This window comes from Psychrobacter sp., from assembly GCF_030454045.1.
GTDB lineage: Bacteria > Pseudomonadota > Gammaproteobacteria > Pseudomonadales > Moraxellaceae > Psychrobacter.
Window position 1 is genome coordinate 1 of the sequence record NZ_JAKDJE010000114.1, and the last position, 5,667, is coordinate 5,667.

General features: G+C 42.7%; 3 protein-coding genes, 1 pseudogene and 1 riboswitch. All 4 genes and pseudogenes read right to left on the reverse strand.

Features of this window, described 5'->3' with window-relative positions:
- Positions 1 to 201: 201 nt before the first annotated feature.
- Positions 202 to 1,881, reverse strand: a pseudogene (locus L0G63_RS13265) (PepSY-associated TM helix domain-containing protein).
- A 74-nt stretch (positions 1,882 to 1,955) separates the two neighbouring features.
- A complete protein-coding gene (locus tag L0G63_RS13275; RefSeq protein WP_301451081.1) occupies positions 1,956 to 2,699 on the reverse strand; it encodes a sulfite exporter TauE/SafE family protein in 744 nt (247 codons plus the stop codon).
- 275 nt (positions 2,700 to 2,974) lie between these two features.
- The gene (locus L0G63_RS13280; protein ID WP_301451082.1) at positions 2,975 to 3,547 is read right to left on the reverse strand and encodes a hypothetical protein; all 573 of its coding nucleotides are present in this window, start codon (positions 3,545 to 3,547) and stop codon (positions 2,975 to 2,977) included.
- Positions 3,548 to 3,962: 415 nt separating this feature from the next.
- Positions 3,963 to 4,892, reverse strand: coding sequence for a DMT family transporter (locus L0G63_RS13285; RefSeq protein WP_301451083.1), 930 nt, complete (start codon positions 4,890 to 4,892; stop codon positions 3,963 to 3,965).
- A 114-nt stretch (positions 4,893 to 5,006) separates the two neighbouring features.
- A riboswitch (FMN riboswitch) is annotated at positions 5,007 to 5,171 on the reverse strand.
- Positions 5,172 to 5,667: the final 496 nt, after the last annotated feature.

Consider the following 5,667-nt stretch of genomic DNA (forward strand, 5'->3'; position numbering starts at 1 on the left):
GGCAAAAAAGAGTCCTGTCCCTGCGGGCTGATGCTAAAATTGCCCCATACTGCGTTACAAATCTCGCTAAGGCATCTGCATTATCGTCGCTTTGTGCCTTGTCTGGAACAATTTTAGCGGTCAGCAGTGCCTATTTGCGAATGTTCAACACGCCCTAGTAAAAACCATCGCATTTGTTGTGGCCTTGCTTTCGATAAAACTTTATTTCAATAATTTCTCTAAAACAGAAAAACGCGAAATAACCAAAAAGTCCAACAAAGTGATGGCGATAATAGCAATGATTGCGGTTGGAAAAATGACTGCCACGACAAGTAGCACGATCATAAACCAGATGGGTATCGATCTCTTAATACCGCGTGCTGGTGGGTTTAACCCGATAACCTCCTGAGTATTAGGCCTACGTTGCCACCACATCACATAACCACTGATGCAGATACCGATAACGGCTAGGCAAAACAGTACGTTAGCAAGTAGGCTCCACCACCCAAGCGTGCCCATATGTAGAGCGATACCGACTGCCATAAACTTCCCAAACGCGTTGTAGTCATCATAGCGAATATCTGCCAATACTTTACCCGAGTAACGGTCGATATGTACAGTACGGTCAGCTGTGGGACTGTGCATATCATAGCTCATGGAATCTTGGCTGAGTGTCCAAACGCCTGTACTATCTTGCGGTACATTCATGTGGTAACGGCCTACAAACCCTATCTCATGTGCATACTGATTTACCGTATCTACGTTAATAGGTATATTGGGTGCAATACCATCCTTACCTTTGGTCGTGCCAGAAATTGGCATGGGTGTTAGCTCAAGTACCCAAGGCACTTCCTTAGTTTTCCCTGTATTTAAGACGCTACCATGTGTTGGCGTGCTGCTTGAGCCATGAACATGAGGGGTTGCTTCGCTCATGTCCATACCCGCATGAGGATCATCGGGATTGATGGAAGTCGGTACAGGTTCGACGCCCCATTTTCCAGCAGGAAATTGACTCCATGCCTGTACCACTTTGCCACCCCAAATACCTGCCCATGCCATACCAGAAATACAAAAAAACAGTAAGACAATCGATATCCAACTTCCTAATGTGGCGTGAATGGTACGAAAGAACGAGCGTTTTTGTTTCAAGCTCGTATCCCCATCAGGGACTAGCATGGCTTTGACCGATTTGCGTTTTTGCCACCACAAATACCAACCCGTTAGGATCATCAGGATGGTCAATGTCGCCGTGGTTTCTTGGATATAGTTAGCTGAATGTAAAACTGTTATGGATTTAAACGCGCTACTGGTATAAATTTTACTTGCGTGCTGCGTTCCCAGAGGCTGCGAAAAATTCATCCCAGTACCGCTATGACATTTTTAGAGTGTATCGACTATATAATCTCCTACCGTTCCTAACAGCAGATCTCCATGAATCGCATCAAAAGTGTGATACAAATTACTTTTCGTTGGTATGCTTTTGACGATATCTGCCGTATAAGGATCAATAGCCACCATATTATCTTGACTGTCTGATCGTACTTGAAACAGCGCAACGGTATCAGGCTCTCGTGGCGCGATGTATTTGACAAGTGTACTACCAGGCGTGCTTTCAAGCGCCGCTTTGGCTTGAGTGGAAACAGGCGCTTGTACCGTGGTTTGTGGCGTAACCGTCAAGCGATCGTAATCTCGGCCCGTCGTATTAGACATCAGCAGCATGCCAAGCGCAGTACAAGCAAGAATAATCAAAAAAGGAGCAATAAAAATCCCTGAATAAAAGTGCCAACGCCACACGGTAAAGTAATGCTGAGAATTTTTTGGTTTCTGATCTTGTCTACTCATTAGTAGATCCTTAAATAATAATGGGCTATATGGCTTTGCTCTTAAGGCGACGCTCATCATCTTACGTCTTGTAATTTAAGCCTTACGATTTAAACAGTGACAAGCGCTAGAAGCAGAGTCAGGCTGTGTCGTTTTCAGTGCTCGTGATTCATTTGCTCGTGATTCATTTGTTCATGATTCATTTGCCCATGATCCATATGTCCATGCATATTTGCCATGACCATTGGTACAGCGACAACGGCCAATCCCGATATCATCATAATCGCACCATTCAATTGCCGTAGACGTAGACGCCCAATATGATGGCGTACCCAATTGACTGTTTCATGCGTCGCAACCAGCGTCGGAATCGTTCCAAGCCCGAAAGCAAACATCAAAACAGCGCCTGTTAGGGGATCATGACCTACAACGGCAATGAGTAATGCACCATATACAAGACCGCATGGTAAAAAGCCCCAGAGCAAACCCGCTGCTAGTGCGCGAGGAACCGTATTTAAGGGAAACACTTTTGTGCGTAGCGGTGATAACGCTTGCCATAAGCGCATGCCAAGTCGCTCAAGCTTATTTAGAAAAGGAAGGCCAAGCATGGTCAGCCCCACAAAAACCAATACCAAACCAAGTAAAATGCGAGGCGTACTGTTCCCCACCATCAATGGCGCGAGTACAGCCGTACCAATCAAACCTGCAATCAACCCTAGTAAGGCATAACTGAGTAATCGACCTAAATGATAAGTGGCGATTAATCCTCGTTTTTTTGCTGGGCTAGTGTTTTTCATAGACAGCCCAAATGCTGCGACAATACCACCACACATACCCAAACAATGCGGTGAACCAAAAAATCCCATTAACAACGCTGCTGTTAACAATGCCATCGTCATAAACATGACTCCTAAAACATAATTGAATCAGTTATTCAGTTTTTTGCAACAACATACAATCCAAGCCACTTACGAGCTTAGATGAGATACTTACTGAATAGGTACTGATATAAATAAATAGCATTTCAAGCCCAATATTTTGGGCAGCTTTTTTGAATATTTTCTTTTAGACAAACGAATACATGCCCATCAATCAAAGCAAAAAAAAGCCTGTTGATTGATCGCGAATTGTCGATGTACCAATAAAATATTGAACTATGAATGTTTAAAGTTATTTAAATAGGGGTTGAGGTGGAGCGCGGGTGAGAGGTCGTAAAAAACCAATCAGAAAACGGGGGGGTTGAATGATATAAAGAAGCGGCTAATACTGAGGGTAGTTCAAACAAAGCAGGGTGAGCATGTGCAAATACTTCAGGCACAAGTACTGCTGTCATAGAAAGACAGATATCACAGCTGGGATGTTTTACAGTATCTGGATCAGCGCTTTCGCTGTGATGCTTGCTATGTAATTGTTTTGACGACAGTTCTGTGTGGGTATTTACTGTTGAAGTCGATGATAAGGAATTCGAAACGGTATGATGGTGCAGATGATAAGCTGCGCTATCATCAGGCATATTGTGAGCAGTATGAGTAATATCCGCCTGTATTTGCTCGTACTGATTAGCCGTTGAGACAACCGGTGCAAGCTTGATACAAATGCCGTGACCTAAATGGGCATCATCATCCCATAAAGGCGCCAGCAACACTGAGACATGCATGATCCAAGCAAAGCATGCAAGCAGCATGCCAAACCATAACGTTACTGGTGATGAGTGTCGTAGAGTGAGCGTTCGCCACTTAATAAGCATGGGATTATCATCTGTCACCAGATATTTTTACACAGGTAACATTCATAGAGAGAACAGATGTTTTCTAGCAAAATATTCTAACATAAACACAAAGAACGCTATTTTATGACAGTTAATCAGATATTTACAAGGGTTATAACACTAGATTATAGCAATCCAGGGACTGCATATGCACGGTTGCAAATAAAATCACGTCAAAGTAGGCTGAAGAAAGTGCCTAGGATTATTTTCTCTCGTATATATTTATTTTATTGATTTGTAACTATAAATCATGATTCTCTTAATCATAATAAACCTCTCACCGAATCGTTAGTTTATCAAGTATACCTCTACGGTTTGTTTAGCATAGCTAAACAGCACAAAAAATCAGTCAACCTAGTTTTTTGTGCTGTACGTGGCTCATATGTCGCAGTTTTTATTGCATCACAGGGCTTAAGTCATTTCTTCTTGGGTTTTTCATGCGCAGGCCGATATTGCCGAGTATCAGCATCATGCCACCAATGATTTGGTAGCCCGTCAGCCCCATGTCGAGGAAGACCCAGTTGATCAGGGCTGCGAAGGCGGGGAAAGACAACTCGGCCAAGGTAGCTAGTTGTGCGGGGATCGTTTTCAAGCCTTGGTAGTAAAACCACATACCAATAAAGCCACTTAGTAAGGCCATGACGACAATAAGACTCAAATCTATCGATGTCATCATGGATAATTCATCTGAATGCGCCAATGCTATGGGTAAGAGCACTAACAGCCCAGCAAAAAATCGACCCGACATGATGGCATTCGCCGGTATATGCTGATGGGACAAATACTTACCGCATACAGTGGTAGCGCCCCATGCGATCACCGCAATTAGCGTGTAACCGTAGCCTTTGAACAGACTTATCGTATCGCTTGAATAGTGCCATTGAGCGTTGCCTAACGCGCGTAAATCTGGCCACATCATCACAAAGCTGCCCAGTAAAATGACCGCCGCCCATTGTAAAAAATGCCCTTCAATATGCTCTTTCAGTAACCAATAGGCCAGGAAAATAGCAACGATAGGCTGAAGCTTTTGCAGTAAAATAACGATAGTAGGATTCAAGTAATGGAACGCTTCGGTAAACGCTAAGGTACCTATAGCCGAGCCAATGCCGCCAATAAAAAACAAACTTGAAAATCCGCTGATAGACATATGACGATAAACATGGCGGTAACGCCACAACATGGGGCTGACAAATAATACCAGCGTAATGTGTTCGATAAGAACGATTTGCAAGGTTGAATAACCGGAGCTTAACAACGGGTAGCGGATTAAGGTATCCAATGCCCACATAAAACACGCGATCATGATAAAAAATGTTCCTGCCATCTTGATTTTCTCCAATCAATAAGATGAACAGGGGTGATGAGAATAAATAGTACCAAGCTCCACGTTTAAAAAAGCACATATAAAGCTCCTATTACTAGGAGCATCAAAAGCTTGGTCGATCTTCTATCATCCGGACTGTAACCGTCGGCTCTGGCATCTCACCAGATCTGCTGACCCTTGTTCACAAGGAACAAGGCGCTCGCGGGCTGTTTAGCTGGATGATATCACCCAAAAAAAAATACCGCCGGTGGGGAATTTCGCCCCGCCCCGAAGTTCGATTAATGTAAATTTACGTATTTAACTCTAAATCCATGTCACTCATTAGGCAGTAATTAATAGGCTCTTTAAACCCATCAAGGGCGCAAAAATCTGACTGCCATGCCAACACTTTGGTTATAAATAAAATTTTTCCGTAAGTAAAATCCAGACCTCAAACACGACAATTAAAAACCAATAATAACTATATCTCTTGCGAAAGTACTGTTGTATTGACTTTAAATAACGGAACTTCAACGGCTAGCGCTGACTCATGCAAAAGATCTATTACCATACTTCATTGATTATTAAATGTGTAAAAGACATAAGCCGATAAGCTTATGTCTTGTTTTATGAGCATCTAAAAAAATCAGGAACGGATTTCAAATACATTTTCAATGGTGGCAACAACATGTCCATGACTTGCTTAAACATGTCTAAATACTACGAAGACTTAAAAAATTAGGGGCTGTCCTAGATAAGCAAAATTATTTAGGATAGCACTATGAGAAAGAGTAAA